Here is a 25,604-nt window from a genome sequence, read left to right on the forward strand (position 1 = left end):
TTTTATCTGTATAGCTCTCAGAAGTCGCTATACTAAAATTGACTATTTCTGCTCCAGAATTCATTGTTTTGCTTTCGGGATCAGCACCTAAACGCCCGATTAATGTCACTTTATTTAGCATGTTTTTTCTTACCTTAAACTTGTACTTTAATACATAGAAAATCTTAGCATGATTTGCTTATTTTTTCAATTATTTCAAAATGATATTATTGTTTTTTAACATATAAAATTATATTTAATATGCAAAAAAACATAAATAGTTCAGTGTTCATTTAAAACTCTTGAAATACATACATAAATGTATTAACATAAGATATGAAAATAAGATTTGAATGGGATGAAACTAAAGCAAAAAGTAATCTTAGAAAGCACCGTGTCAGTTTTGAAATTGCTGCTCGTGTTTTTGCAGACCCGTTCGCCATGGTTAAACAAGACCGTATTGAAAACGGAGAATATCGTTGGCAAACTTTGGGTCTTGTGGATGGTTTTTTACTGCTGCTCGTGGCGCATACTGTCCATGATGATAAAGATGGTATAGAAGTAATCCGTATTATTTCAGCGCGGCGAGCTAACTCGAAAGAAAGGAAACGTTATGAAGAAGAAAGTTCTTTATGAAATTGATGTAGGTAACTTATCACCTTTGACAGATAAACAGAGAGTTGAAGTTGATAAGCTAGCTGCAATGCCGGACAGTGCAATTGATCATAGTGATATTCCGTCACTCAATGATGCATTCTGGAAAAACGCCGTTCGCAATCCATTCTATAAACCAACCAAAACTGTCACAACAGTACGTGTGGATTCAGACGTTCTAGCGTGGCTTAAAAGTCAAGGGAAAGGATATCAAACACGGATTAACGCAATTTTACGTGACGCCATGCTTCGTTCAATGCGTTGACCTCTTTCCTGCTACAAAGAGTATCAAACTGCTTTCGATAGTTTTTTATCTCCTTGTTGATCTCATCTATGAACGTTGAGAAGAGACAACGTAATCTGAACAGTTTTATAAAATCGGAAATTTTACTATAGCTTTTTAACTGAGCACTGTAGTGTGTAAATAGATATATTTATTAAACTGCGTGTACGTAACATAAGGAAAAATACACAAACTAAAAAAGAATACCAAAGAGCAATATCTGAGTACCAAAGTACAGTATCCAATGGAAAAGAAAGCTTATACTCCACGTACTTAGAAATGAAAGGTAAAGAAACAGTTTCTTTATAACTATTTGGAAAAATTAAAACGACAAGCGCTAAACTTATTAGCTTTAAAAGTCTGTGCATATACTGTTGTAAATCACGTGTTAATGTCTTCCAACCTGTTGTGTTGCTGCGTTTGTATTTTGGATTGTTCTGCAACTCAAAAGGAATATGAGAATTGCATAAAATTACAAAAATATTTGTTACTATTATCAAACCAAAAGATGCAAATATCAAAATACTTTGAATAAAGTAGGGATTTTTTTTAATTCCTAAAAAACATAAAAATATAAAAGTTATAATGCCAAACAAGGCTCTTAGCTGTTTATCTGTAAACATATTTATTTCCTGTGGTTTTCGGTAATTTTTTGATCTCTTTATTGATCTCGTCTATAAGAGGTTCGTAATTGAGAATGCTTTTCGGAATACCACCACCGTAAACCCATGCTTTCACTTGCGCTTTGGTACTAAAATCCGCATTTTCTGGTGTGGTATAATACTGGCCGCCATCAAACTTTTCACACTCTCTTGTGCCGTCTTCATATTCGTAGAGGTTGTAAAAATACTCCTCTGCTCCGTCCCCCCAAGGAACATAACCAACAGCTGTTGCAATAAACTCTTTTTGCATTGGTTGTTTACGCTTTTTTAAGAACAGGTCTTTTAATATTCTCATGTTTTTAGTCCATAATTTTACCAATTGGTCTATTTACCTAAAATTTGACCGTACAGAGCGTTTTATATTACAGATATGGTTTTCATCGTAAAATCTTTAAATCGCTTTGTACGGTACCTTTTTGTCGATTTAAATGTACGTCTAATCGTAAAATGATCAGCACTTTTCACTAGTTTGCTGTGAACCAAAGCGTTTCATTATCCCACCAATGCCATTTAAAGTTTCTTCAAGCTCTTGCTTGTGAACAAGCGTTATAGGCGTTGAATGCTCTTTCCCTGCTTGTTCTTTCAACTCCTTTTCACGGAATCTCAAAACAGCATTGCGTACAAAATTGGCTTTTCTCAAAAGATCGTTTTCTAAATCACGACACAACCTGACAAGTTCTCGTGTGCTCGGAAAAAACGTATCGGATAAACAATTTATTTCATCACATAAAATCCGTTTGACCACTGTCATCAGTGACCATGCAGAGACATTTTCCAAAACCATTCCATAGGTCAACGCCATTCCCTCATGGTCTGATTGTTGTGCTATTTTCAAACCACACGACAGCATGCGAATAGCTTTTGCTATATCCTCTTTACCTGCTTTCACGGCGAAGAGCTCTTGCAATTGATCACCAGCCTCTAAAGCAATCGATTCCTGCTGTTTCGTTAATTGGCTGCCATCCTTCAAAACAAACGGACCGCTCGGAGGTATCATCGCATGAATGTGTTTCAAAATACCCTCGATTTCCGATATCAAGGAGACTGTCTGCGATACGCTCCCCAATGCTTTTTTGCTTTTGAGTGTAATTTCCATTGTTTCCACCATTGTTGTTCGTGTTTTTTGTTTTTTCTAAAACCTCGATAGCCTTTCGTACCCAGTTACGCCATGTTGCTTGCCAATCGGTTTTGGTTGCATTTGCTCCGGCTTTTGAACGCCAATAATCTCGAAATTTTGCGATTTCGACTTTCACGCGCTCTGGAGGCAAGCCCTCTGCAATGGCAAAATCGTAATCCGGTTCAAAATCCGTAGGCAATCGACAACCGCGATTAGCTTGCGCTCGTTTTGCTTTTTTGGGAACGTTCTCTTGCTCGTGAATGGGAGGTTGGTTGTCTACACCCGTTGTGATTTGCTCTGATGTGGTCTCAACAGCAGCAACCTCTGTTGGCTCGTCAACCTGTTCGTTTGTTTCTAAACTTTCAGAACCAATTTCTTTTTTTGCTAAAACGTTAGTTTTAGTTTTTTTATTATATATGTTATTGTCTATGTTAATGTGTTTCATCATGACATCATCATGGTCTTTTGATGAGTCATCTTTATGTTTTTTTCTCTTAGTATTCGCAGCTTTTATAGCTTTTTCTGAAAGTTTATTTAAATTCTCATTGCAATTTTTTAATTCTTCTTCAACATCGAGATTCCATAAACGACCATCTTCTAAACGAATGATGTATCCCTCTTCTAGCAAAACATTCAATGCTGTCTCAAATTTCTTTACTGAATAACCAGTGTAATGAGATAAAACTTTAATATTACAAAAAAGAGGTTCACCAGTACGAAGCATGCGAAATCGCAATCTCATATAGATATTACCTTCTACAGGAGGTAAATAATCGACGACCACCGCCCATTTATCGGCAAACAGTCTCGTCCATGGTATTTTACTGGACATGTATATCCCCTTCTTTCATTAAATATAAAATTGCTAAAGCATCTGCTTCGTTGTCATCTTTAGGCACATGTCCTTTTGCACATACCGCCTTAATCATTTCTTCTTTTGAAGCATTTCCTTTGCCTGTCGTTGCTTTCTTAATGGTAGCAATAGGAATGCCTTCATATGGTATCTGATGATGTTCACACCACGCTGTTAAGGTTGCTAGAAAGCCTCCGTAAATATGAGAAGCGTCTGTACCCACATGCCGGCGCACCTCTTCAAAATATACCGCGTCAATTTCATCAACAGATCTCTTTAGTTCAGTAAGCCACCGTTTAAAGCGTAAATAACGCATACCACCGCCTTCAAAACGGCGTGATTGAAAATCTTCTGTATCGCTTGTTATGTGACCATCCGCACCGCATATTGCCCAGCCTGTCTTGGTCCCTAGATCAAGATATAAAATGGTTTGTGCGTTAGTGATCATAATCCCCCCTTAAGGCTCTACGTATTTATATGTGTGTTATGACAGAACGTGTTGTGATTGCTTGTCTTGAAAAAATGTTTTTGAAAAAGTATCCTCCCAACGATTCTAAAAAAGTGGGGGGAGTTATGATACAAGAATGGATAAAGATATTTCTTACAGGTTTCCTGTCATTTATCGGATCTCTTTCAGTAGCGCTTATTTTAAGAAATAAAGACCGTAAAGAAGCCGCTAAAATCCGCAAAGATGATTTAGAAACAGCTGCAAAAAAACGAGAAGAAGATAGAGAATGGATAAGCAAGCAATTTGCAGAAAGCCAAGAACAGACGATAGTCCTTAAAGAGCAAGCAATATCGACAAAAGATCTTGCCAAATGGTCAGAAGAACATATTAAAATTTTGTTAGATAACAAAAGAGTAGAGGATTTAGGAACGCCACCTTCTATATATATAACTGGACCCCACTTGCCAACAAAAGGCAAGTGGACGCTTCTTTGTTTAAAGATAAAAAACAATGCACAAACTGTCATCCACGTTTTAAATATAAAGCTAAAAGATGGTTCTCGCTTTATTCTTGGATATGGCATTAGATACAAACCGGAAATAAGATTGCGGCAAATGCAATCACCATATGTTAATCCTGATGCCAGACCAACGTCACACACAATATCATCCGGATACTGTGAGAAAGCAAAGGATTTTCGAACGGGACAAGAAATCGATGTTAATATTTCTATAGCTCCCTCAGAAGATAAGTACACAGGAATCCTTATTTTTGTAGCTGCGCGTGAAGAAGATATAAAAGCCCAAGTTACTTTAATCATTACTCATACATCCCCATTGAAACCAGAAACAACAATGACTGTAACGACACAAACCGACCTCATAGACTTTAAAAAATTGGATTAACTCAGATTCAGACACACACTGCATGCATCATCTATTAATTCAATTTCTTCTTTTCTTTTTTCGATGAGTTTATCCCTTAAGAAATCAAGCTTACTTTTGACTAAGGCTGTAAACAAGATCAGCTCATTTAAGCGATAAAAAGATGACAACTCTTGAGAAAAATAATTATCAAACCAAGTTGTAAAAGCTTGCGTAAACACAGATAAAAACCATTGATTAAAATCATCGTACGGAAATAACGGAAAATATTTTCTATCATCACGCGCAAAGATACTATGCAGCATATAGACAAGAAAACCTGTTGATGAGGGATCTATCCTTATTTCAAAACATGCATCTTCAGGCGAACGGAGACCATAATATATGGTTTCCTGTCCAATCTTATTAACAAGATCAATCAACTGGACTTTGCTTATAGTGATCTGTAGGACATCTATCATCTCTGATCTTTCTTCTTTAAGAATGTGAATGATGCTGTTGATGTTCATTCTTTTCTGTGGGAGAAGTAGTAAAAGCAGGCATAGGGCTAGAACTATCCTTCAACTTTTGCAGCTTGAGATAATTTATTACGGAGATAGATCCTCTTTTTTCCCACTTGCAAACAGCTGCTTGAGTTACACCAAGCATTTTCGCCATTTCTGATTGTGTCCAATTAAATTTGCCCCGTATTGACTTAGTCAAATTCTTAAAATCTTCTCGTTGATCCATTTACAAGCTCCAATTACAGCTTTGTCTTATTTTATTCATATAATTATAGTTATATAAAGTCAATGAAAATTATCTTTATCAACGATAAAAAAATAAGGTAAGCAGAAGTATGAGTAATAAATCTAATATCATAAGCACATTAAAAAAGATTTTGACCGAGTTTAACTTAACGCAAGAAGATGTAGCCAAACGGCTAAACGTAACACAAGCTTCAGTGTCTAAGTGGTTAAAAGATTCTGATCCACGCGGCTCTAATCGAGATGCCATTTTAGAATTATATAAAGAACTAAAAGGGGATAATCACTTCACAACTTTTGTTCCTCTTATGGGGTATATTGGAACAGGAACACAGATAGATCCAAGTTTTGAACAAATCCCTGAAGATGGTCTTGAACAAGTAGAAATTCCTTTTGCTTTACCTGATGATATGGTTGCTTTTGAAGTTAAAGGAGATTCTATGATTCCAGCCTATAAAGATGGAGATATGGTTATCGTAAGACGGCGCCAAATTAAAACAATAGAATCCTTTTTTGGCAAAGAAGCCGTTATTTTAACACATGATAATAAAAGATATATAAAGCAGATTAGCAGGGGAATGAATGGTGAAATAGATCTGCTTTCTTGGAATGCCTTACCTATTAAGAATGTTAAAATTGTGTGGGTTGGAGAGATATTTGCTATTTTGCCAATAAGTTCTTACAGCAAGATGATTCGGACTTATCGCTAATTATCCTCCCCTCTTATTCAGCAAGATATTATAATATTTTTTATAAAAATATAACTTTTTATAATTTTTTGCTTGCTATTTTATAATTATAGTTATATAAGTAATTATATAAACCACGCACAAACAATCGCCAAGAGGCGTTAGGGAGGAAAAATTATGGATAAGCCAATTCTTATAAATTCCAATGAAATTTTATTAGTTGCCTACGATAAAGATCAACACATTGCAGAGTCTGGACCACTTGATGCAAGCCAAATTCTAAGCATTGTTGATGAGGTAGATGATGCAATCCAAATCTTTCGCATCAATCCTTCTGAGAATAATTGTGAAGATATCTCTGAAGAGATTGCAGAAGCATATGTAAAAGAAAATATCGAACATCTCCATGAGGATAGTGAGGTTCATGACTTTGTACGCGAAAGTGATGTTTACCAAGAACTTTTAGACGAGATCGCAGACGAAAAATATAATGATGAGATTTACGGTACTTACGAACAACAACACCGTTTGCGTCCTTGTGATGTGCTTTAAATTCTGAAGGGCGCATTTAAAAGCGCCCCCTTTCATTCATCAATCCCATCAACATGAGGTTCGTAATGGAAAAGCTTCTTGCTACTCAATACAATATTATTCAGCATCAAAAGGTTCAAACTATTAGCGCTCGTGATTTATATACCTTTTTAGAGGTAAAAACCGAGTTTAGAAAGTGGATAACAAACTGTATTAAAGAACTTAGCTTTAGAGAAGATGTCGACTTTGTACTTTCTACTAAAGAATTATCAAACTCCTCACGTGGAAATCCTTTTAAAGATTATGCTCTCACTTTAGACACAGCAAAACACATTGCCATTTGTGAACCTGGTCTCAAAGGTAAACAAGTGCGTGAATATTTTCTGAAATGCGAAAAAAAAGTAAATTCAAAAATCGATTATTCAAATCCTGAAACATTAGAAGATTTCTTAAGACATCTAAGACAGCAAATCAAGCACAATGACAATGTTGTCACAACGAATGGAGTGAAGCATGCATAATTTTATCACAACATCTGAAAGAAATTTTCAAAACACAACAGTTCAAACGATGTCTAGTCGTGAAATTGCAGAGTTATGCGGTAAGCAACATGCGCATATTATGCGTGATATTCGACAAATGTTAGGAGAATTATATCCTGAAGGGGGGCAATCCAAATTTGGATCCACCTATTTAGATAAACAGGGTAAGCCCCAAAACTGTTACAACCTCCCTAAACGCGAATGCCTCATTTTAGTTTCTGGTTACAGCATGACATTACGTGCTAGGATTATAGACCGTTGGCAAGAATTGGAAAAGCAAGTAGTAACACCACAAATCGACTATTCAAGTCCTCAAGTTATGCTTGGTGTTTTAACGTATCTCAAAAATGAAAATGAACAAAAAGATAACATTATTGCAAATTTAAAACCAAAGGCAATGGCTCTTGAAAGCTTACAGCGTCATAATGGACTCTTCGGTCTTACAGAAGCCGCTAAAATACTCGAGATGCAACCAAAACAGTTCATTCTCTTCTTACAGCAAAAAGGTTGGGTTTACAGACGAGCAGCAGGTGGAAATTTGCTTCCTTATCAAGACAAAATCCAAAAGAAACTTATGGATTGTCCAACCATCACATTTCAAACCGCAAGTGGAATAGAAAAGGTCATTCCTTGCGCAAAAATCACAGCAAAAGGAATTGGTGTGCTGTCTCAAGAGCTTAAAAGACAAAGCATGCATTAAAAGCAACAATTATGGAAAAGAAATACGAATTTACTGATAAAATCGATATAGTTTATAAGCGCCGATTTTTTAATTTTTTATTTGACAAAATACTATCAGTATGTCTATTACCGAATCAGGTGCCTAGAAAACACCTTAAAATACCAAGCGGATTGGTTGCCGAAATAATCAGTCTTCTGAACATTAAAGATTTTGACTCATTATATGCTGTAGCATATAACGGTCTTGTCGGGTGTAGTTACACTATACAATACCCTCACGGGAAAGGTGTGACGACGGACTTGGTACCGTGTTTTCTAGCACCCGGCACTCTTTTAGAGTGTCAATAGAAAACCTCTATTACCAAGGAGTTCACAGTGAACACACTTATAGAAATTAAAGAAAGCACTGCTAATAGTGCTACCACTCAGACTATGTCGAGTCGTGAAATTGCAGAATTATGTGGTAAAGAACATCGGAATGTTATGCGGGATATTCGGCAAATACTCACTGAGCTCAAAATTGAGCTGAGTGAATTTGCAGGATTCTACAGAGATTCAATAGGTCGTACTCTTCCTTGCTACAATCTTCCCAAACGTGAGTGTTTAATTCTTGTTTCGGGTTACAGCACTGCTTTACGAGCAAAGATTATTGACCGCTGGCAAGAATTGGAAAGACAAGTAGCAACACCACAAATAAATCTTGCCAATGCTTTGGAAAATCCTCTTACGATTAAACAGCTCCTTTTAGAGAGTATCAATCAATTAGAAGACTTAAGAAATGAGGTGAGTACACTCAAGCCTAAAGCAGAAGCTTTGGAAGGTTTAAAACGCTCTGATGTTTTATTCGGTCTTATCGAAGCAGCGAAGATGTTGGAGGTGCGCCCAAAGGACTTAACCAATTACTTGCGTAAACATGATTGGGTGTATCGACGGGCTCCAGGGGCGCCTCTGTTACCTTATCAGGATAAAATCAAAAAAGGTTTCATGGACTGTCCTGCTATCACTATCCAAAGACCAGATGGTACAGAAAAGGTACTCCCTTCAACAAAAATCACATCCAGAGGATTGGCTTGTTTGAGAGAACAAATCTTTGGGGGTGTGCAATGAATACCAGTATCGACTTTTTATGTGATTTGTGGATAGCGTTGTCTCAGTTTATCAATTGTGAATACGTAGATGACAAAGACTGTAGTGACTTGGTTGACATCATGAGCATAGTAGAAAAAGCTTTGATTTTAAAACTTCAAGATGAAATTCCAAATATTACAAAGATTCTAGCAGTTTTAACGGATTTTGGAGATTCAGAGCTGCCCCATAGAATGGATTCTTTGTTGCGAGCTTATGATCCGAGTTTGCAGAAGCCCGTCACGAAAGCGGCTTAGTTTTAAACAATTGATTTCATCTCCTCGTCCTATAGGACGAGGAGGGGATTAAGTAACATAAAAAAGAGAAAGGTAATGAGATGATATTTGATGATGGAGATAGATATGTAACGACACGTGAGTGTGCACAGCTTTTTAGTGTATCCACAACAACGATTCGCAATTGGGTGCTTCAGGGTTTGTTTCCGGAGCCATATAAGCTAGGGAGAGCAGTGAGGTGGAGAAAGAAAAAGATCTTAGCCTTCACTCCAAAGAAAAATAAGGAGCAAATTAGATAAAATTATATAAACTGTAGAAGGTGGTCTAAAAATGGTTATTTAAAGAAAAAAACTGTATATTTCAATATTTTAAACACAAAAAGTGGTGCCCAGACGCGGATTCGAACCACGGACACGCGGATTTTCAGTCCGCTGCTCTACCAACTGAGCTATCTGGGCATGCTTCATAAAAAATATAAAGCGTTTGCGGTTATAACATTAAAATTTTCTCTGTCCAGTCATCAAAAGAAAAATAATTGATTTTTTAATAAGTTTATCTCCCTATTCTAGAGCGTTATCAATGAATCTTTATCATAAAATAAATTTGATAGGTATATTGGACACTTTAGTGTATTGTTATTAGAATGCTGTCTTATCGTGGTGGTGATACGAAAAAAAGTTAAGAGAATCAATCGAGAAGAATGATTAAGAAAGATTTTTTTATAAAGTTTCCCTAAATTTTAAGCATACGAAATAAGAGACAACATTTTTGACTTTTTTCTAAAAAGATTATTGATTAGTCTTTATAATAATTTGTTTTTCTTTATAAAGAAAGAAAAACATCTAAAAGGGGAGAAATAATGATAATGTTACAAAAACCAAGTAATCGTCCCAATAATACTAATTTTTCTTCAGGCCCTTGTAGCAAACGGCCTGGTTGGACTCTTGATGTTCTTAAAAATGCATTAGTTGGGCGTTCACATAGATCTAGAGAAGCAGAATTAAAACTTGCTGAAGTTGTTAATTTAACCCGTGAGATTCTTGAGGTTCCTTCTGATCATCGTATAGGAATTATGCCAGGATCAGATACCGGTGCTGTTGAGGCTGCTCTATGGTCTCTATTAGGTGAGCGTGGCATTGATATGGCAGCGTGGGAAAGTTTTGGGTTTGGGTGGAATAAAGATGTTGTCGAGCAATTAAAGCTTTCTGATGTGCGTCGTTTTGAAGCTCCTTATGGTGAAATACCAGATTTAACACAACTTGACTTTGATCGGGATGTTGTTTTTACATGGAATGGGACAACTTCTGGTGTGCGTATTCCTAATGCGGATTTCATTCCGCATAAGCGGGCTGGATTGACCATTTGTGATGCAACATCGGCAGCTTTTGCGCAATATCTTGATTTTTCAAAATTAGATGTTGTTACTTTTTCATGGCAGAAAGTTTTGGGAGGTGAGGCTGCACATGGTATGGTGATTTTAAGTCCTCGTGCTGTTGAGAGGCTTGAGAATCATGTTCCAGCTTGGCCTATGCCCCAACTTTTCTATATGACAAAAAATGGAAAATTGAACGAAGATATTTTTAAAGGAAAGATCATCAATACACCTTCTATGCTTTGTGTTGAGGATTTTCTTGATGGGTTGAAGTGGGCAAAATCTCTAGGAGGTGCAGCGGCATTAAGAGCAAGGGTTGAGAAAAATTTTTCTGTACTTGATGCTTTTGTTCGCAAAACGCCATGGTTAGAATATTTGGCAAAAGATCCTGAAGTGCGTTCTAACACCGCTATTTGTTTAGATATTGTGGATCCAGTGATTACTGCTTTGGATACGGAAAAGCGAGTATCTTTTATAAAAGCGGTTGTGAAGCGTCTTGATGAGGAAGGGGTTGCTTATGATATCGGTTCGTATCGCGATGCTCCTCCTGGGCTTCGAATTTGGGCGGGTATAACAATTGAGGCTTCCGATCTTGAAATTTTAACACAATGGCTTGAGTGGGCGTTCCAAGTTGAAAAAGCACAGCTTTAAATAATTACTGTTGATTTTCACAACGTGTTTTTAAACAAAAAAGGATACGAGAGATTATGATGATCTTTCGTATTCTTGTATCAGACAAACAGCCTCTAAATATTACATGAATTGTAAAAGATTAAGACGGGGAATGAATGCTTTGTCAGGTGTTGGATACGCACAAATTAAAATCTCTAATGTTTTTACTTTTTGTAGCGAAAATGACAGATTTAAAATATTTGGGTATTTGCTTATCTTTATTATCATAAATTTGAAAATTTAATCACTTGAAGATTGAGAAAAATCTGAAATGAGGAGTCGCACTTGCTCTAAGGTTTCGTTATAAAGAAGAGTTTGTTTTTGAATGCTGGTTTCTTTGACCAAACACGACGGAGAAAGTTATGGCCAATGTAGTTGTTGTCGGTACACAATGGGGTGATGAAGGCAAAGGTAAAATTGTAGATTGGTTGTCTGAGCGAGCAGATATCGTGGTGAGATATCAGGGGGGGCATAATGCTGGCCATACATTGGTTGTTGATGGAGTCAGTTATAAATTATCACTTTTACCGTCTGGTTTAGTGCGTGGCAAGTTATCAATTATTGGTAATGGTGTTGTTGTTGACCCTCATCATTTTGTTGCAGAAGTAAAAAAACTATGTAATCAGGGTGTAAAAATCACACCAGAAATTTTGCGTATTGCTGAAAATGCTCCTTTGATTCTTTCTTTGCATCGTGATCTTGATGCAATTCGAGAAAGCGGTTTATCTGGTTTAAAGATTGGTACAACAAAGCGCGGTATTGGACCGGCTTATGAAGATAAGGTGGGACGTCGTGCTATCCGAGTGATGGATTTAGCAGAAAAAGATACACTTATGGCTAAGATTGAGCGGCTTTTGAGGCATCATAATGCTTTGCGTCGTGGGATGGGTGTTGCAGAGATTGATTCTCGAGCACTTTATGATGAATTGATGCAAGTTGCGGATAAAATTTTGCCCTTTATGGATTGTACGTGGCGTCTTTTAGATGAAGGTTATCGAGGAGGGAAACACATTCTTTTTGAAGGTGCGCAAGGTGCTTTATTAGATAATGATTTTGGAACTTATCCTTATGTAACGTCATCTAATACAGTTGCTGGGCAAGCATGTACAGGTTCGGGGATGGGACCTGATGCAATCCATTATGTTTTGGGTATTGCAAAAGCTTATACTACACGCGTTGGAGAAGGGCCGTTCCCGACAGAGCAGATAAATGATATTGGTGAATTTCTGGGAGTGCGTGGACATGAATTTGGTGTTGTAACGGGTCGAAAGCGTCGATGTGGTTGGTTTGATGCTGTCTTAGTACGTCAGATGGTAACAATTTGCGGTGTTCAAGGTATAGCATTGACAAAACTTGATGTTTTAGATGGTTTGGATGAAATAAAAATTTGTATTGGTTATGAGCTTGATGGTAAAAGGATTGATTATTTACCTTCTTCCATGGGAGCTCAGGATCGGGTGAAGCCTATTTATGCAACATTAGAAGGTTGGAAGGAAGAAACAGCACATGCATTGAGGTGGGAAGATTTACCAGTGCAGGCTATTAAATATATACGCTATATTGAAGAACTGATTAATACAAAAGTGGCTTTATTATCCACAAGTCCAGAGCGTGAAGATACTATTCTTATTACGGATCCCTTTGTTAATTGATTATTGTTTTTAGATTTCTATATATGTTCTCTGTTCGTTTTTGTATCTTTTTACAAAAAAAGTTTTTAAGAGCACGTAAAAGAAAGGTGCAAAATAGCATTGTTTATTTTTCATATTCATTTTACATTATTGCAATAGTTGTACCAATATTAAATGGCAACCAATTTAGAAGGCTAAAATAAAGTTTTTTGGCTTTACTATTGATTTTTTCTCAGTTTAAGAGAGATTATAGAGGAAATGGTAGATTTCGTTGGAATCTTAAAAAAGACAATTAATGCACAAAATAATATTACACCACAAGTGCGTAAGCGGATTTATAAGCGGGCTACCGAAACACTAGAACATCAATTTGTAACAGCAAAAATACCACAAGCAATAGCGGATGAACAAAGAAAGATTCTTCAAAGTTCTATTGCAACTGTTGAAGGAGAATATTTAGCAGTTGAAAAGAAACGGCTTTCTTCAGTTATTGGTTGGAATCCCACAAATATAAATGAAGATAAGAAATATACAAAAAAAACTATATTACCAAAGAATAATGAATTGTCAGAGGTAAACATAAAAAGAAAGCAAGATTTTGTTACACGTTCAAAGGATAACAAGGTATTTGTTGAGCTTTGTGTATCAGATATACCAGATGCAGAGCCTGTTAATATGGAGGCTGATGTGCCTTCTCAGCATGTTAATAGCAGTGTGTTAAAGATTTCTCCTTCGCAGGAAGATAATCCGCATATTGTTTCGCACATTTTTTCTCAGGCTTTACGTCGTGCTAATAAATCGTTAGTGCAAAGGCGTATTGTGATAAGTGCTGTTTCTGTTGTTAGTTTTGTTGTTTTACTTGTTGGTATTTTTTTTTGTTGGTGAGCGTGTATTTGTATCAAATGATCATCAGTTTTTAGAAGAAAATCTTCAAGCTTCTCACAGAGTACCAAAGGCATTTCCAATTAAGAGAAAGTTAACACAACGCTTATTAGAGGATGGAAGTGAAATTGATGTTGGTTTAAAACAAGCGATAGATTCTTCGGATGAAGAAGTATTCTCAACAGTTGTTGATAGCAATTTGCAATCGCTTGAAACATCAGGTGAAGCTGTTTTCTATCAAGCACGTACAAATTATGATGCAGAAAAGATAGCAACGGGAAGTGCTCGCTGGACACTTATAAAAGAGTCTCAAGTGAAGGGGTCTCCAGAAGAAACAACTATACAAGGTGATATAACAATTCCTGATGAAGGGATATCATTACGGTTAATTTTACGTCGTAATACCGATCAGTCATTTCCTGCTTCATATATTATGGACCTTATTTTTATTCTTTCGGATAAATTTTCAGGTAAAGCTATAAGCAATGTTCAAGCATTAACCTTTAAAGCAAGTGAACAATCCATTGGACAGGCTTTAACAAGAACCATTGCTGCAAAGATTAACGATGACTTTTTTCTTGTCGCATTGAGTGGAAATCATCCATTTCTTGATCGAAATTTACAATTGATGCGAGAATTAGATTGGATGCGTTTGGTGTTAACGGATAAAAACGGGCGTATAAGTGAATTAACCTTTGCAAAAGGACCAACAGGTAAGTCTATTTTTAATGAAGTTATTGGACAATGGCTTGCACAACAAGATAAGTTAACAGTTCTTGGTCAACAAAATAAAACATAGATGCAAAAAAATAAACGGCTGTGAAGAATTTTCTACGACCGTCTTTATCAATTATATACCAAATATATTCAATAAAGCTTTACATATCAATAACTTAAAGAATTCTATAGGCTAATTTACAAGTATAAAGCCAAGGCATGCTTTTTTTCATTTTCACATTTAAAGAATGTGCAAACCATTGGCTTTATACTTAACTCTAGGTTTTATACTTGACTTTGAGATAAAGTAGAATCTTTGATAGAGTTTTGCACTTTTTCAAATGCACGCATTTCAATTTGTCTTACTCGTTCTCGACTAATATTAAATTCACCAGAGAGTTCTTCTAGGGTTAGTGGTACATCGTTTAAACGACGCGCTTTAAATATACGCTTTTCGCGTTCATTGAGATTGTCCATGGCATTTATGAGCATGGAACGGCGATTTTCTAATTCACTTTTTTCAATTAAAATTTGTTCTTGATCGTTAGATTCATCCACCAACCAATCTTGCAACTCACTGTTTTCCCCTTCTTTTGTTCGAATTGGTGCGTTGAGTGAAGTGTCACCACCAAGCCTACGATTCATTGATACAACTTCATCTTCTGTGACATTCAACTGGATTGCAATTTTTTTCACTTGTTCTGCATTGAGATCGCCACTATCAAGTGCTTGAAGTTTACTTTTTAACTTACGAAGGTTGAAAAACAAACGCTTTTGATTAGCTGTTGTCCCCATTTTCACCAAACTCCAAGAGCGCAATACATATTCTTGGATTGATGCTTTAATCCACCATATTGCATAGGTTGCAAGACGAAAACCCCGCTCTGGTTCGAAACGTTTAACAGCTTGCATGAGTCCAACATTGCCTTCTGAAATGACTTCCCCAATGGGAAGTCCGTAGCCCCGATATCCCATCGCGATTTTAGCTACGAGACGCAAATGGCTGGTTACTAGCCTATGCGCAGCTTTTAGATCATTATGCTCACGGTAACGCTGAGCTAACATATATTCTTCTTTTGGCTCAAGCATTGGAAAACGACGCACTTCTTCCAAGTAACGGTTTAAACCACCATCACCTGTCATTACTGATAATAAATTCATATGGGCCATATAGCACCCTCCTTTTGTTTGAATTCCCTGATAAGGCAAATTCTATGTTTTAGATAGCTAACTATCCTCATAACCTCACTCTAGCATATTTTTCAATTTTGTTCAAAAAAAGATATTTTATTGTGAAATCTTGAGAAGGGGAAAAGTTTCAATTCATTTTTTTAAAAAGTTTAATAAGTTTAGCCATATCTTGAGGCAGTGGTGCGGAAAACGACATAACTTTACCGGTAGAAGGATGTTCAAAAGTAAGACTTGCAGCATGGAGTGCATGTCGGTTGAATTGATCGATTGCATTTCTAATAGTGGAGTTGAATGTGTTTGATTTTGTTTTAAAAGCGTTTCCATAAACTGTATCGCCTATGAGTGGATGCCCAATATGAGTCATATGAACACGGATTTGATGGGTGCGTCCAGTTTCCAAGCGACATTCCAGAAGGCTAGCAAAAGATGTTGAGTCTGCATGAGAGCCATATTTTTCAAGCAGAAAAACATGTGTAACAGCATGACGAGCATAAGGGTTTTGGTTATGGATGACAGCTTGCTTTGTCCGGTTATGGGGCGAACGGCCAAGTGATGCATCAATTGTCCAGACATTGCGCTGAGGTGTTCCCCAAATCAAGGCATGGTAGCGTCGATCTAATGCGCAGGTACGTCCATGATCAGAAAATTGAGCACTGAGACTTTTATGAGCTAGATCATTTTTTGCAACAACCATGACACCGCTTGTATTTTTATCAAGACGATGGACAATACCAGGGCGTTTAACACCACCTATACCAGATAAACTATTCCCACAGTGGTAAATAAGGGCATTAACCAATGTACCGGTCCAATTGCCATTCCCAGGATGAACAACAAGACCGGCTGGTTTGTTAATAACAATGACATGATCATCTTCAAAAAGAATGTCCAATGCAATGGCTTCAGCGCTAGGTTCTGCATCACGAAGGTCCGGCATTTCCAATTCAATTATTTGGTTAGGTTTTAATTTTATTTTGGGTTCCTTTATGAATTGACCATCAATTTTAAGACAGCCTTCACGGATGAGAGTTTGCAAACGCGAACGTGAGAGCACATCATGATATTGTTTTGCGAGCCACTGATCAAGACGTTGCCCAAGAGCACCTTCATCCGTTATTTTCTGTATTACCATACGATTCCTATTAAGTTTTTAATAAGATTTTACCAGTACGAAATTGCTTTACTATCGAGAAATTCTTTAATTCCCCAATGTCCTCCTTCACGAGCGCGCCCAGAAAATTTTACACCTCCAAAGTAGCTTCCACTGGGTAATCCATATCCATTAACTTCTACCATACCAGAGCGTACTTGTGCCGCAATACGACGATATTTGTTGCGATCTTGCGATTGAATATAGTTTGTAAGACCATACTCAGTCTCATTCGCTAAAGCGACGGCTTCTTCTTCTGTACTAAAAGAAAGAATCGAGAGAACTGGACCAAAGATTTCTTCTTTAAAAATACGCATATGAGGTTTTACATCAGCAAAGACTGTTGGACGGACATAATAACCGCGTTCCATTCCTTTCGGTAAACCAGTCCCGCCTGCAACAAGAGTTGCACCTTCATCAATTCCCGATTGGATAAGATCTTGAATTTTATCATATTGTTTTTTTGAAACAACGGGCCCAATATGATTTCCTTCTTGGCAGTTTGGTCCTACTTTTGTTGTTTCTGCAATATCTTTGGCTATTTTCACGGCTTTGTCATAGATGCTCTGTTCCACAAGCATACGAGTTGGTGCATTACAACTTTGTCCACTATTATAAAAGCAATGTCGTGCACCACGTTGAACAGCATCTGAGTCGGCATCAGCAAAGATAATATTCGCTCCTTTTCCCCCAAGTTCCAGACAGACTCTTTTTAAAGTAGCGCTGGCATTTTTAGAAATATCTTTTCCTGCTCTAGTTGAACCAGTAAAGCTGATCATTTCTAAATCTGAATGTGCAGAGAGGTAAGAGCCGACAGTCGCTCCATCACCATTGATTAAATTAAAAACACCGGCTGGAAGTGCGGCTTCATCTAAAAATTCAGCAAAAAGCATAGCAGAAAGAGGCGCAATTTCAGAGGGCTTTAACACCATGGTACAGCCAGCCAAGAGAGCAGGAATAACTTTAAGAGTTACTTGATTCATGGGCCAATTCCATGGCGTAATTAATCCTACGACGCCGATAGGATCGTAGTGAAGGATTGCTTGCTCATTTCCCTTTATTAAAGTTTCTTGGAACGAAAACTCTTTATAAGCTTCGATAAAATTGCGAATATGGGAACTTCCGGTTGCAGTTTGCGCATTAAGCGCCATATCAATTGGTGCTCCCATTTCCATTGAAATGGTTTTTGCCATGTCTTTGGAACGTTTTTCGTAGATCTCTAGAATTTTTTCAACAAATCCAAGACGCTCATTTGGTGATGTTGTTTTCCATTTTTGAAAGGCTTCTTTAGCCGCATTAATTGCTTTATCGGCATCTTTTGTACTTCCAAGGCTAATGACAGCACAAGCCTCCTCTGTTGATGGATTAATGACGTCAAAATCGTGAGGAGTGCTTGGCTCATCCCATAGACCATTGATATAAAATTTCCGTTTATTAAACATAATTCACTCCCTTTTTTCTATTTATATTTATGTCATTATGATTGTCTTAGTCTAAGCCTTTTTAAACGAGGATAACAAGGATAATCTTATAAAAACGTGAGAAATTAGATTATATCGTGATAATTGAGCATGGAGAGTTCAATAGAGCAATGCTTATTGTATTATTGAGACTAGTTTCTTTTATGAAAAGGGAGAGAAAGAGAGGCATAGACAATTTTCTTGAAGTTTTTTTATCATGAAGTTTTCTTCAAAACAAATGAAATACGCGCTCTATGACACCATAAACTAGGCAATTTATATCGTAAATATGCAAAAGGCAGATTATGAATATGCATTATGGCACTATTTTTTTCATTAAAAAGTAACCATCAGCAAAAGGTTATTAACCTTCGTATGATAGTTTCTACGAATTCTTTTTGAAAAGGTTATTTTTCTCATTGCTATAAATTTGTTGGGTGCCATGCATAATTCGAAAACAAAATCTATTTCTACGTCTTCTTTTTCTGATGATGGTACAAAAGGTGCATCAAGAGAAGATTTATCTGTTAAGATTACTGAGATATTTCCTTATCCGGAAGTGTGGAAAAAAGCATTTGCCCTCGGAAAAAACGTCCGTTTCACGAGAACCCCAGAAGTTGAGATTTTGCGTCGTGGTATAGAAACAGATCCAGTTTTTGCAAAACAGTTTAAAATTTTTACGAAGCAAGATCAAAAAAAAATTACAGATACAGATATTGTACGTTGTAACAAGAAAACAACAAATATTCTTTCGACAAAAAAAGTCATTAATCCTCAATCAATAGAGAATAAAACATCAGTTTGTCATTCAACGGTTTTGAAGCAGTTGTCACGTCAAACTACTCATATGCCGTCAGCAAATATTCCACTTGAGGAGGATAAACAAGAACATAAATTACAAGTGGAAAATGTGCTACAAAAAATAAAACCTGCGTTGCATCTTTCCGACGATGCTTTTTTTGAGTGTGAATCTTTGATATTTGAACATGTGGAGACTCAAACATCAAAAGAGGATGGAACATCAATTGATACGACAAATGAAATTACACCGGATATTCCCACAGCCTTTGATGAGTCAATAACGGCTCTTTACCGTGTTCTTGAATACCGCTTTCCACAACTCTATGATTCAATTACATCAGAATCTCCAGCGGAAAGGATGCGAGGTGTTGAGAAAATTTCTGATTTAATGCATACAAATAATGATACTACTAAAGAGTGTCATTCTAAGCTTTCTGTTGAAGATTTTGCTCATACGTTAAGTAATACAGGGGCGTTAAGTGATGCAGGGGCGAGTATAGAGACTGAAAATACCAATAATATTGTCGCCAATAATACTGTTGATTGTATAAACAAAGCCGTCAAAAAGAATTCAAAAGATTTTTCTGTGATGCAAGCAAACAGTAAAACTAAAACATTGCAATCTACTCGTATGCCATTAGGTAATTATGATTCTGCTTTTGTGCAAAATATGCACTCTGTTGACTGTGATGTTTATGAGTTTCCTCCGGTCAGTTTATTACAGAAACCTGTTTTTCATGAAGGTACGATGATTCCTCAGGAAACATTAGAACGTGGTGCTGGACTTTTGGAAAGTGTTTTGGAAGATTTTGGTATTAAGGGTGAAGTTATCCATGTACATCCAGGGCCAGTGGTTACAATGTATGAATTTGAGCCTGCTGCGGGTGTAAAGTCATCGCGCGTTATTAATCTTTCTGATGATATTGCGCGTTCTATGTCTGCTATTTCTACACGCGTTGCTGTCATTCCTGGACGTAATGTTATCGGGATTGAGTTACCCAATGCGGTTCGTGAAACCGTTTATTTACGAGAATTAATCCAAACACGTTCTTTTCGTGAAAGTGAATTTAAACTTGCTCTTGCTTTGGGGAAGGGGATTAATGGTGAACCGGTCATTGCAGAATTAGCAAAAATGCCTCATTTATTGGTTGCAGGAACAACAGGATCAGGCAAGTCTGTTGCAATTAATACAATGATTTTGTCGATTCTTTATCGTATGACACCAAAGCAATGTCGTTTGATCATGGTTGATCCTAAAATGTTAGAGCTTTCTGTTTATGATGGCATTCCACATCTTTTAACACCCGTTGTCACAGATCCCAAAAAAGCAGTAACAGCTTTAAAATGGGCGGTTCGTGAAATGGAAGAGCGTTATCGCAAAATGGCTAAGTTGGGTGTGCGTAATATTGATGGTTTTAATGCACGCGTTGCACTTGCAGCTCAAAAAGGCGAAACAATCATGTGTACTGTTCAGTCGGGTTTTGATAAGGAAACAGGGGAAATGCTTTATCATGAAGAAGCCATGGATCTCACGCAGCTTCCTTATATTGTTGTGATTGTTGATGAGATGGCTGATCTTATGATGGTGGCAGGGAAAGAGATAGAGAATGCCATTCAGCGCTTAGCGCAAATGGCGCGTGCGGCAGGTATTCATCTTATTATGGCAACACAACGTCCTTCTGTTGATGTTATCACAGGTACAATTAAAGCGAACTTTCCTACCCGCATTTCTTTTCAAGTAACATCAAAAATTGATAGTCGTACGATCTTGGGTGAACAAGGTGCTGAAACGCTTTTAGGTCAGGGGGATATGCTTCATATGGCAGGTGGTGGACGCATTGTGCGCGTTCATGGACCTTTTGTCTCAGATGAAGAAGTTGAATCCATCGTTGCACATCTTAAAATGCAAGGAAAACCTGATTATTTAGCAACGGTAACAGATAATGAAGACGATAACAAAGAGGATACTTCTGCTGATTCAGCTGCTGAAATTTCTGAGGAAGAAAATTTTGATGAAGAGGGTGAGGAACTTTATAACCAAGCTGTAAAAATTGTTATGCGTGATAAAAAATGTTCAACATCTTATATTCAGCGCCGACTTTCAATCGGCTATAATAAAGCAGCTTCTCTCGTCGAGCGAATGGAAGAAAAAGGCATTGTTGGAGCCGCTAATCATGTTGGAAAACGTGAAATTTTACTCAATGAAGGAAAATAAACAAACGCATTTAAAAATATGCAATTTTTTAAATATCTGACAGTTATTATTTAAATGTGCTTGTTTTATTTTTTTATATAATATTAAAAATTTAAATGGAGAGTAATAAAGCAAAAGCGATCTTTTGTATTAAGACTTCTGATGAGGTAAACAAGCTGATATCAAAGGAGATTATGAGATGTTTTTAACATTTCTAAATGATCTGGAATATAAAGAAATTAAACAAATCTTTATATGAAAACAGATAATTTGTGTTCTCTTTTTTACAGAGAAATTTTTTAATAAAATAGTGCGGTGGCATATTTTTTGTTTTTTCTTTTGTAGCGATTCTAATGAAAGAAAGATCTTTGGGAGATTATTGAGAGCATCATAAGAAAAATGCCCAATATGCAAGTTCTGTTGCATAGGATACTTTAAAGCGTCACGCTGAATTTATTATCATTTGATATTATTGGCTCAAGAAAGATGTTCTTACGAGAAGCTTTATTTGAAAAAGAGATTTTGATAATGCAGTATATTGATTTATAGTAATTTATCATTATTCACAGTGAATAAAAGTCTCAAACATTGTAAGATTTTCTCATTTCAAATCTGTTTCTGTTGAAACAATTAAAACCGTTTTCTTGCGTATCATAATAATGTAGGAGTAAAAAAGTTAAAAAATAAAAAGGCTGCTTATGAACGCCTTCAAATGCCGAGAACTATTGATAACATTAGGGGCTGAAATTAGTATAATGATGGTGCTAACCAGCTCTTTTATAAGTATAAAAATGGTAATGCACAATGCCTTGATATCCTCTATAGGGACTTTTACATTACACCATTTACAGATGACGTCGTAAAATAAGCTTGGGGATCTTGGGAGATATCTTTTCAAAAAAGGCGCATGAATGTGTAAAATAAGTGTATTCTTTTTGAGTACTATTTATGCGAGGGAGATGTTACCATTATTGTAACAAGATTTATTACATAATGGGTGAATAAGCAACAAGAGCTGGAAGCTTCTTTTTATTCTTGTTTTGTTGATGAAACAGTCAAAATTTTGCTACAGACAATTGATATGAGATATCAAGTTATTTTAACCAGAATAGATAATTGTAAACAAATTAGCATTATTCATTTGAGAGTAAATTCAACACTTTTTAGTTTTAGTTATGCCATTAAAAGCAGATGAGTTAAAGTTAAATACAAATGAATTAAAATGTCAGCAAGAAGCTTTTCGTTTTACACCAGAGCTTTTGCCACGGCCTTTTACGTGGGAAATCGATCACAATGGTTTGTTTTGTGAAGTCTCAAAAGAGCTAGCTGAAGTTGTTGGTCCTCTCTCTTCTTCTATTTTAGGGTGTAGTTTTCATGAGCTTGCTCATCAATTTAATGATGATCGATATCTGGTTCTCAGTCGTTTTATTGAAGCGGCTATGCCTTGGAGTAAAGAGATTGTTCAATGGCCTGTTGATGGTTGCTTACAATGGCTTGATGTTGAATTGTCGGCTTTGCCAATTTTTGATGTTAAAAAGCAGCTTAAGGGGTTTCGTGGCTTTGGTGTTTTAAAAATACAAAAAAAAGTCCAAGAAAAAAGAAATGAAAAGCTAGAAACAGAAATGCTATGTCTTACGGAGATAGAACGCTCAGCTTTTCGTGAAATTGCAGAGCAATTGCGTGATGAATTGAATTCATCGGTAAAAGAAGAAAATTTAGTTGAAGAAACAGCTATTCAGTTACCATATGCACAAACATTGCCGGTAAATGCTATAGAACAAGCTCTCGTAAAAGAGCCCGCTGCAGTTTTATCATTGTTGGATACAGCAACAGATGGTGTTTTATGGTTGGATGAAGAGGGCTTTGTTCAATCAGCGAGTAGGGCAGCCTTAGCATTAATGGGTTATGAAATAAATGAACTACGAGGACAACCATTCTCTTCATTATTTACTTTGCAAAGCCGACTTTTGGTTGAAAAGTATTTTAAATCAATCCGTATGGAGGAAAAAAATCAGGTTTTAAATCGCAGTGAAACCGCTGATTTAATGACAAAAAATCATAAAAATATAACCGTTTTGATAACGATTGTATTTTTGGTAAAGCAAGGCAATTATGCTGTTATGTTGCGTGATAGGACACAAACAGTTCCATCAGGAGAAAAAAAGCAGAAGAGGATAAAATCGTTGGAGTTGTTCATGAAATACGAACACCTTTGAATGCTCTTATTGGTTTTGCAGAAATTATGAGAGAAGGCCGTTTTGGTTCGATAGAAAATGAGCGCTATCATGGATATTTACGCGATATTATTTCCTCTGGAAAACATATATTATTGCTGATTAATCAATTACTAGAGTGCTCGAAGATAAATTATTCTGGTTCCGATAACCAGATTGATTCTTCCCTTATTTCTGAAACATTTGATGTAATATCTTGTTTACGTGCGACGATAGCTTTTCTTGAAACTCAAGCCAATCAGAACGGCATTATCATGCGTATTGTTGCTCCACCTCACGTTCCATTTATTCCTGTATCACAACAAGTGTTTCGCCAGATTATATGGAATCTTCTTTCCAATGCTATTCGTTTTACACCTTTGGGTGGACAGATTATTGTTCACGTTTCTTATAGAAAAGAACGTGTAAAAATTTCAGTGAGTGATAATGGTATAGGGATGAACGAAGAAGAGATTATACAGGCACTGCAACCTTATGGTCAAGTAGAGCGCAAAGATGGACGATCTGGTGATAGCGCTTTTATGGGAACAGGTTTAGGCCTCCCAATGTGTAAAGCAATGGTGGAAGAAAGAGGGGGACAATTTTTACTGTTCTCAAAACCCAATCATGGAACAACTGTGGAAATGTTTTTTCCTCGTGTTCCATGATGTAAATCTTGCATAAAATTATTTTTTCTTAGCCAAAAGATCTCTAATTTCTGTTAAAAGTTGTTCTTCTGAAGACGTTTTTTTGGGGCTTTCTTCTTCTTTTCTACGAATTTTATTCATAGCCTTAACGAATAAAAAAAGAACCCAAGCAATAATGAGAAAATTGATAAGTAAAGTAATAAAGTGTCCATAGCTAATGGTTGCTCCAGCTGCTTTGGCGGCACTCAATGTTGCTTGTTTTTCGCCAGCAAGTTGAATAAACATATTAGAAAAATCAATCCCACCTGTAATCAGCCCAATGATTGGCATAAAAATATCATTGACAATTGAGTTGACCAAGCTACCAAAAGCACCCCCTATAATCACACCGATAGCAAGATCAATCATATTACCTTTTAGGGCAAATTCTTTGAATTCTTTAAGCATTGCATTTTCCCCTTTATATAAGCGATATACGGTAATTTACTTACCGCTTTTGATGAAAAAGGAAAGGGCAGATTTTATTTTTAGGATTATATTACAATATTAATATTATTTTCAAAGACTTTATAAGGTTTAATAAAGAGCTTTAGGGCTCTATTTGAATGTACATAGAACCTTTCCTAGAAAAAAGCTTTTTTAATAAAAACTATATCTGCTTTTTCAACAGAAAGTAGAAAACTGTAGCTTAATTTATATAATTGCCTCAAGATTTTTATGTTAACATTAAAAAGAGAGGTTTTTACACAATACCACAAAATAAGTAGTGTTGAAAGTTGAGCTATCAGAAAGCTTTTCAAATGAAGTACATATATTAGCATAACATTTTGTCATAAAAAGAGAATTTAGGAATAAAAAATATATTTCAGCACTGATAGAAGAAATAGATAGATGAGACAGGAGTAAAACTTATAATTTAATTCCTCTTAATTTAGTAAGCGATAATAGCAATTAGGAGGGCATTATGGCTTATCTAAAAGCTATTTGTATTGGGTTACATGAGCTAAAATGGCGATAATTCGGATGGAAGAAACACATTTCATCTGCTGGAAGATTGTATCAGTTTATAAATAGCAGAGCTCTAGGGTTTGCAAGATCATTTTGGTTTGGAAGTCGTTGGTATGATGTTTGAGTTCAATAATCAACTGTCATTACTTAAAATATATGTTAGGCAGAGCACTTAATAGATGCAAAATTGTATTTAATACATCAGAAATGGCAAAGAAAACAACGCAGATTATCAA

At 36.3% G+C, this 25,604-nt stretch carries 25 protein-coding genes, 1 tRNA gene and 2 pseudogenes; 15 read left to right on the forward strand and 13 right to left on the reverse strand.

Going from position 1 to position 25,604, the window contains the following annotated elements:
- A partial coding sequence (locus ACFIMM_RS05450) for a single-stranded DNA-binding protein (protein WP_375692659.1) occupies nucleotides 1-121 on the reverse strand: 121 nt, incomplete at its 3' end.
- Between the two features lie 194 nt (nucleotides 122-315).
- Between ACFIMM_RS05450 and ACFIMM_RS05455 the strand changes: the two genes are divergently transcribed.
- Both ACFIMM_RS05455 and ACFIMM_RS05460 read left to right on the forward strand, forming a co-directional pair.
- Nucleotides 316-615 carry a BrnT family toxin gene (locus tag ACFIMM_RS05455; protein WP_006925654.1) on the forward strand — a complete coding sequence of 100 codons (300 nt, stop codon included), beginning with the start codon at nucleotides 316-318 and terminating at the stop codon, nucleotides 613-615.
- Nucleotides 593-898, forward strand: coding sequence for a BrnA antitoxin family protein (locus ACFIMM_RS05460; protein ID WP_273756873.1), 306 nt, complete (start codon nucleotides 593-595; stop codon nucleotides 896-898). The genes ACFIMM_RS05455 and ACFIMM_RS05460 overlap by 23 nt, the downstream gene beginning before the upstream one ends.
- Before the next feature lie 125 nt (nucleotides 899-1,023).
- Here ACFIMM_RS05460 and ACFIMM_RS05465 read toward each other — a convergent pair whose 3' ends face one another.
- The 5 genes from ACFIMM_RS05465 to ACFIMM_RS05485 all read right to left on the reverse strand — a co-directional run bounded on the left by ACFIMM_RS05465 (nucleotide 1,024) and on the right by ACFIMM_RS05485 (nucleotide 3,996).
- Entirely contained in the window at nucleotides 1,024-1,539 is a 516-nt protein-coding gene (locus tag ACFIMM_RS05465) for a hypothetical protein (RefSeq protein WP_375682509.1), read from the reverse strand.
- Complete coding sequence (locus ACFIMM_RS05470; RefSeq protein WP_375692656.1) at nucleotides 1,526-1,873, reverse strand: hypothetical protein; 348 nt, start codon at nucleotides 1,871-1,873, stop codon at nucleotides 1,526-1,528. The genes ACFIMM_RS05465 and ACFIMM_RS05470 overlap by 14 nt, the downstream gene beginning before the upstream one ends.
- A 156-nt stretch (nucleotides 1,874-2,029) precedes the next feature.
- Complete coding sequence (locus tag ACFIMM_RS05475; RefSeq protein WP_375627947.1) at nucleotides 2,030-2,548, reverse strand: hypothetical protein; 519 nt, start codon at nucleotides 2,546-2,548, stop codon at nucleotides 2,030-2,032.
- On the reverse strand, nucleotides 2,490-3,527 hold the full coding sequence (locus ACFIMM_RS05480) for a hypothetical protein (protein WP_375692657.1): 1,038 nt from the start codon (nucleotides 3,525-3,527) through the stop codon (nucleotides 2,490-2,492). The genes ACFIMM_RS05475 and ACFIMM_RS05480 overlap by 59 nt, the downstream gene beginning before the upstream one ends.
- Nucleotides 3,517-3,996: a crossover junction endodeoxyribonuclease RuvC gene (locus ACFIMM_RS05485; protein WP_375627943.1), complete on the reverse strand. Its 480-nt coding sequence runs from the start codon at nucleotides 3,994-3,996 to the stop codon at nucleotides 3,517-3,519. Before ACFIMM_RS05485 ends, ACFIMM_RS05480 begins: the two co-directional genes overlap by 11 nt.
- A gap of 29 nt (nucleotides 3,997-4,025) precedes the next feature.
- Between ACFIMM_RS05485 and ACFIMM_RS05490 the strand changes: the two genes are divergently transcribed.
- Nucleotides 4,026-4,901: a hypothetical protein gene (locus tag ACFIMM_RS05490; RefSeq protein ID WP_375613832.1), complete on the forward strand. Its 876-nt coding sequence runs from the start codon at nucleotides 4,026-4,028 to the stop codon at nucleotides 4,899-4,901.
- Here the strand turns inward: ACFIMM_RS05490 and ACFIMM_RS05495 are convergent.
- Both ACFIMM_RS05495 and ACFIMM_RS05500 read right to left on the reverse strand, forming a co-directional pair.
- The gene (locus ACFIMM_RS05495) at nucleotides 4,898-5,302 is read right to left on the reverse strand and encodes a hypothetical protein (protein ID WP_375613831.1); all 405 of its coding nucleotides are present in this window, start codon (nucleotides 5,300-5,302) and stop codon (nucleotides 4,898-4,900) included. The two genes, ACFIMM_RS05490 and ACFIMM_RS05495, sit on opposite strands and share 4 nt — an antisense overlap.
- Before the next feature lie 55 nt (nucleotides 5,303-5,357).
- Entirely contained in the window at nucleotides 5,358-5,609 is a 252-nt protein-coding gene (locus tag ACFIMM_RS05500) for a helix-turn-helix transcriptional regulator (protein ID WP_375628405.1), read from the reverse strand.
- Between the two features lie 109 nt (nucleotides 5,610-5,718).
- Here ACFIMM_RS05500 and ACFIMM_RS05505 point away from each other — a divergent pair, with 109 nt between their 5' ends.
- The 7 genes from ACFIMM_RS05505 to ACFIMM_RS05535 all read left to right on the forward strand — a co-directional run bounded on the left by ACFIMM_RS05505 (nucleotide 5,719) and on the right by ACFIMM_RS05535 (nucleotide 9,729).
- Nucleotides 5,719-6,336, forward strand: coding sequence for a helix-turn-helix transcriptional regulator (locus ACFIMM_RS05505; RefSeq protein WP_375613830.1), 618 nt, complete (start codon nucleotides 5,719-5,721; stop codon nucleotides 6,334-6,336).
- 156 nt (nucleotides 6,337-6,492) lie between these two features.
- The gene (locus ACFIMM_RS05510) at nucleotides 6,493-6,867 is read left to right on the forward strand and encodes a hypothetical protein (RefSeq protein ID WP_375613829.1); all 375 of its coding nucleotides are present in this window, start codon (nucleotides 6,493-6,495) and stop codon (nucleotides 6,865-6,867) included.
- A 65-nt stretch (nucleotides 6,868-6,932) separates the two neighbouring features.
- Nucleotides 6,933-7,367 carry an antA/AntB antirepressor family protein gene (locus ACFIMM_RS05515; protein ID WP_375613828.1) on the forward strand — a complete coding sequence of 145 codons (435 nt, stop codon included), beginning with the start codon at nucleotides 6,933-6,935 and terminating at the stop codon, nucleotides 7,365-7,367.
- Complete coding sequence (locus tag ACFIMM_RS05520) at nucleotides 7,360-8,088, forward strand: Rha family transcriptional regulator (protein ID WP_375628403.1); 729 nt, start codon at nucleotides 7,360-7,362, stop codon at nucleotides 8,086-8,088. The genes ACFIMM_RS05515 and ACFIMM_RS05520 overlap by 8 nt, the downstream gene beginning before the upstream one ends.
- A gap of 356 nt (nucleotides 8,089-8,444) precedes the next feature.
- Nucleotides 8,445-9,176: a phage antirepressor KilAC domain-containing protein gene (locus tag ACFIMM_RS05525; RefSeq protein ID WP_375682758.1), complete on the forward strand. Its 732-nt coding sequence runs from the start codon at nucleotides 8,445-8,447 to the stop codon at nucleotides 9,174-9,176.
- Complete coding sequence (locus ACFIMM_RS05530; protein WP_375612051.1) at nucleotides 9,173-9,451, forward strand: hypothetical protein; 279 nt, start codon at nucleotides 9,173-9,175, stop codon at nucleotides 9,449-9,451. Before ACFIMM_RS05525 ends, ACFIMM_RS05530 begins: the two co-directional genes overlap by 4 nt.
- An 80-nt stretch (nucleotides 9,452-9,531) precedes the next feature.
- Nucleotides 9,532-9,729, forward strand: coding sequence for a helix-turn-helix transcriptional regulator (locus ACFIMM_RS05535; protein ID WP_375612052.1), 198 nt, complete (start codon nucleotides 9,532-9,534; stop codon nucleotides 9,727-9,729).
- Between the two features lie 83 nt (nucleotides 9,730-9,812).
- On the opposite strand, the gene ACFIMM_RS05540 is transcribed toward ACFIMM_RS05535, so the two are convergent.
- Nucleotides 9,813-9,888, reverse strand: a tRNA-Phe gene (locus tag ACFIMM_RS05540).
- Nucleotides 9,889-10,289: 401 nt separating this feature from the next.
- Here ACFIMM_RS05540 and ACFIMM_RS05545 point away from each other — a divergent pair.
- The 3 genes and pseudogenes from ACFIMM_RS05545 to ACFIMM_RS05555 all read left to right on the forward strand — a co-directional run bounded on the left by ACFIMM_RS05545 (nucleotide 10,290) and on the right by ACFIMM_RS05555 (nucleotide 14,786).
- On the forward strand, nucleotides 10,290-11,453 hold the full coding sequence (locus ACFIMM_RS05545; RefSeq protein ID WP_375613717.1) for a phosphoserine transaminase: 1,164 nt from the start codon (nucleotides 10,290-10,292) through the stop codon (nucleotides 11,451-11,453).
- A gap of 383 nt (nucleotides 11,454-11,836) precedes the next feature.
- Entirely contained in the window at nucleotides 11,837-13,126 is a 1,290-nt protein-coding gene (locus ACFIMM_RS05550; protein WP_375613716.1) for an adenylosuccinate synthase, read from the forward strand.
- A 237-nt stretch (nucleotides 13,127-13,363) separates the two neighbouring features.
- Nucleotides 13,364-14,786, forward strand: a pseudogene (locus tag ACFIMM_RS05555) (hypothetical protein).
- A gap of 203 nt (nucleotides 14,787-14,989) precedes the next feature.
- Here the strand turns inward: ACFIMM_RS05555 and rpoH are convergent.
- The 3 genes from rpoH to ACFIMM_RS05570 form a co-directional block, all read right to left on the reverse strand.
- Nucleotides 14,990-15,874, reverse strand: a complete 885-nt coding sequence (gene rpoH / locus ACFIMM_RS05560; RefSeq protein ID WP_273790355.1) for an RNA polymerase sigma factor RpoH — start codon at nucleotides 15,872-15,874, stop codon at nucleotides 14,990-14,992.
- 148 nt (nucleotides 15,875-16,022) lie between these two features.
- Nucleotides 16,023-17,027, reverse strand: a complete 1,005-nt coding sequence (locus tag ACFIMM_RS05565) for an RluA family pseudouridine synthase (RefSeq protein WP_375650654.1) — start codon at nucleotides 17,025-17,027, stop codon at nucleotides 16,023-16,025.
- Nucleotides 17,028-17,056: 29 nt separating this feature from the next.
- Nucleotides 17,057-18,487 (reverse strand): aldehyde dehydrogenase family protein, encoded by a 1,431-nt coding sequence (locus tag ACFIMM_RS05570; protein WP_375682759.1) that lies wholly within the window; start codon nucleotides 18,485-18,487, stop codon nucleotides 17,057-17,059.
- 460 nt (nucleotides 18,488-18,947) lie between these two features.
- On the opposite strand from ACFIMM_RS05570, the gene ACFIMM_RS05575 reads away from it, so the two are divergent.
- Complete coding sequence (locus ACFIMM_RS05575) at nucleotides 18,948-21,521, forward strand: DNA translocase FtsK (RefSeq protein WP_375692658.1); 2,574 nt, start codon at nucleotides 18,948-18,950, stop codon at nucleotides 21,519-21,521.
- Between the two features lie 1,154 nt (nucleotides 21,522-22,675).
- A pseudogene (locus ACFIMM_RS05580) lies at nucleotides 22,676-24,381 on the forward strand (ATP-binding protein).
- An 18-nt stretch (nucleotides 24,382-24,399) separates the two neighbouring features.
- Here the strand turns inward: ACFIMM_RS05580 and mscL are convergent.
- Nucleotides 24,400-24,807 (reverse strand): large conductance mechanosensitive channel protein MscL, encoded by a 408-nt coding sequence (mscL, locus tag ACFIMM_RS05585; RefSeq protein ID WP_026500234.1) that lies wholly within the window; start codon nucleotides 24,805-24,807, stop codon nucleotides 24,400-24,402.
- Between the last annotated feature and the right edge of the window lie 797 nt (nucleotides 24,808-25,604).

It is taken from the genome of Bartonella sp. AP258QHHD, assembly GCF_042196145.1.
Taxonomy (GTDB): domain Bacteria; phylum Pseudomonadota; class Alphaproteobacteria; order Rhizobiales; family Rhizobiaceae; genus Bartonella.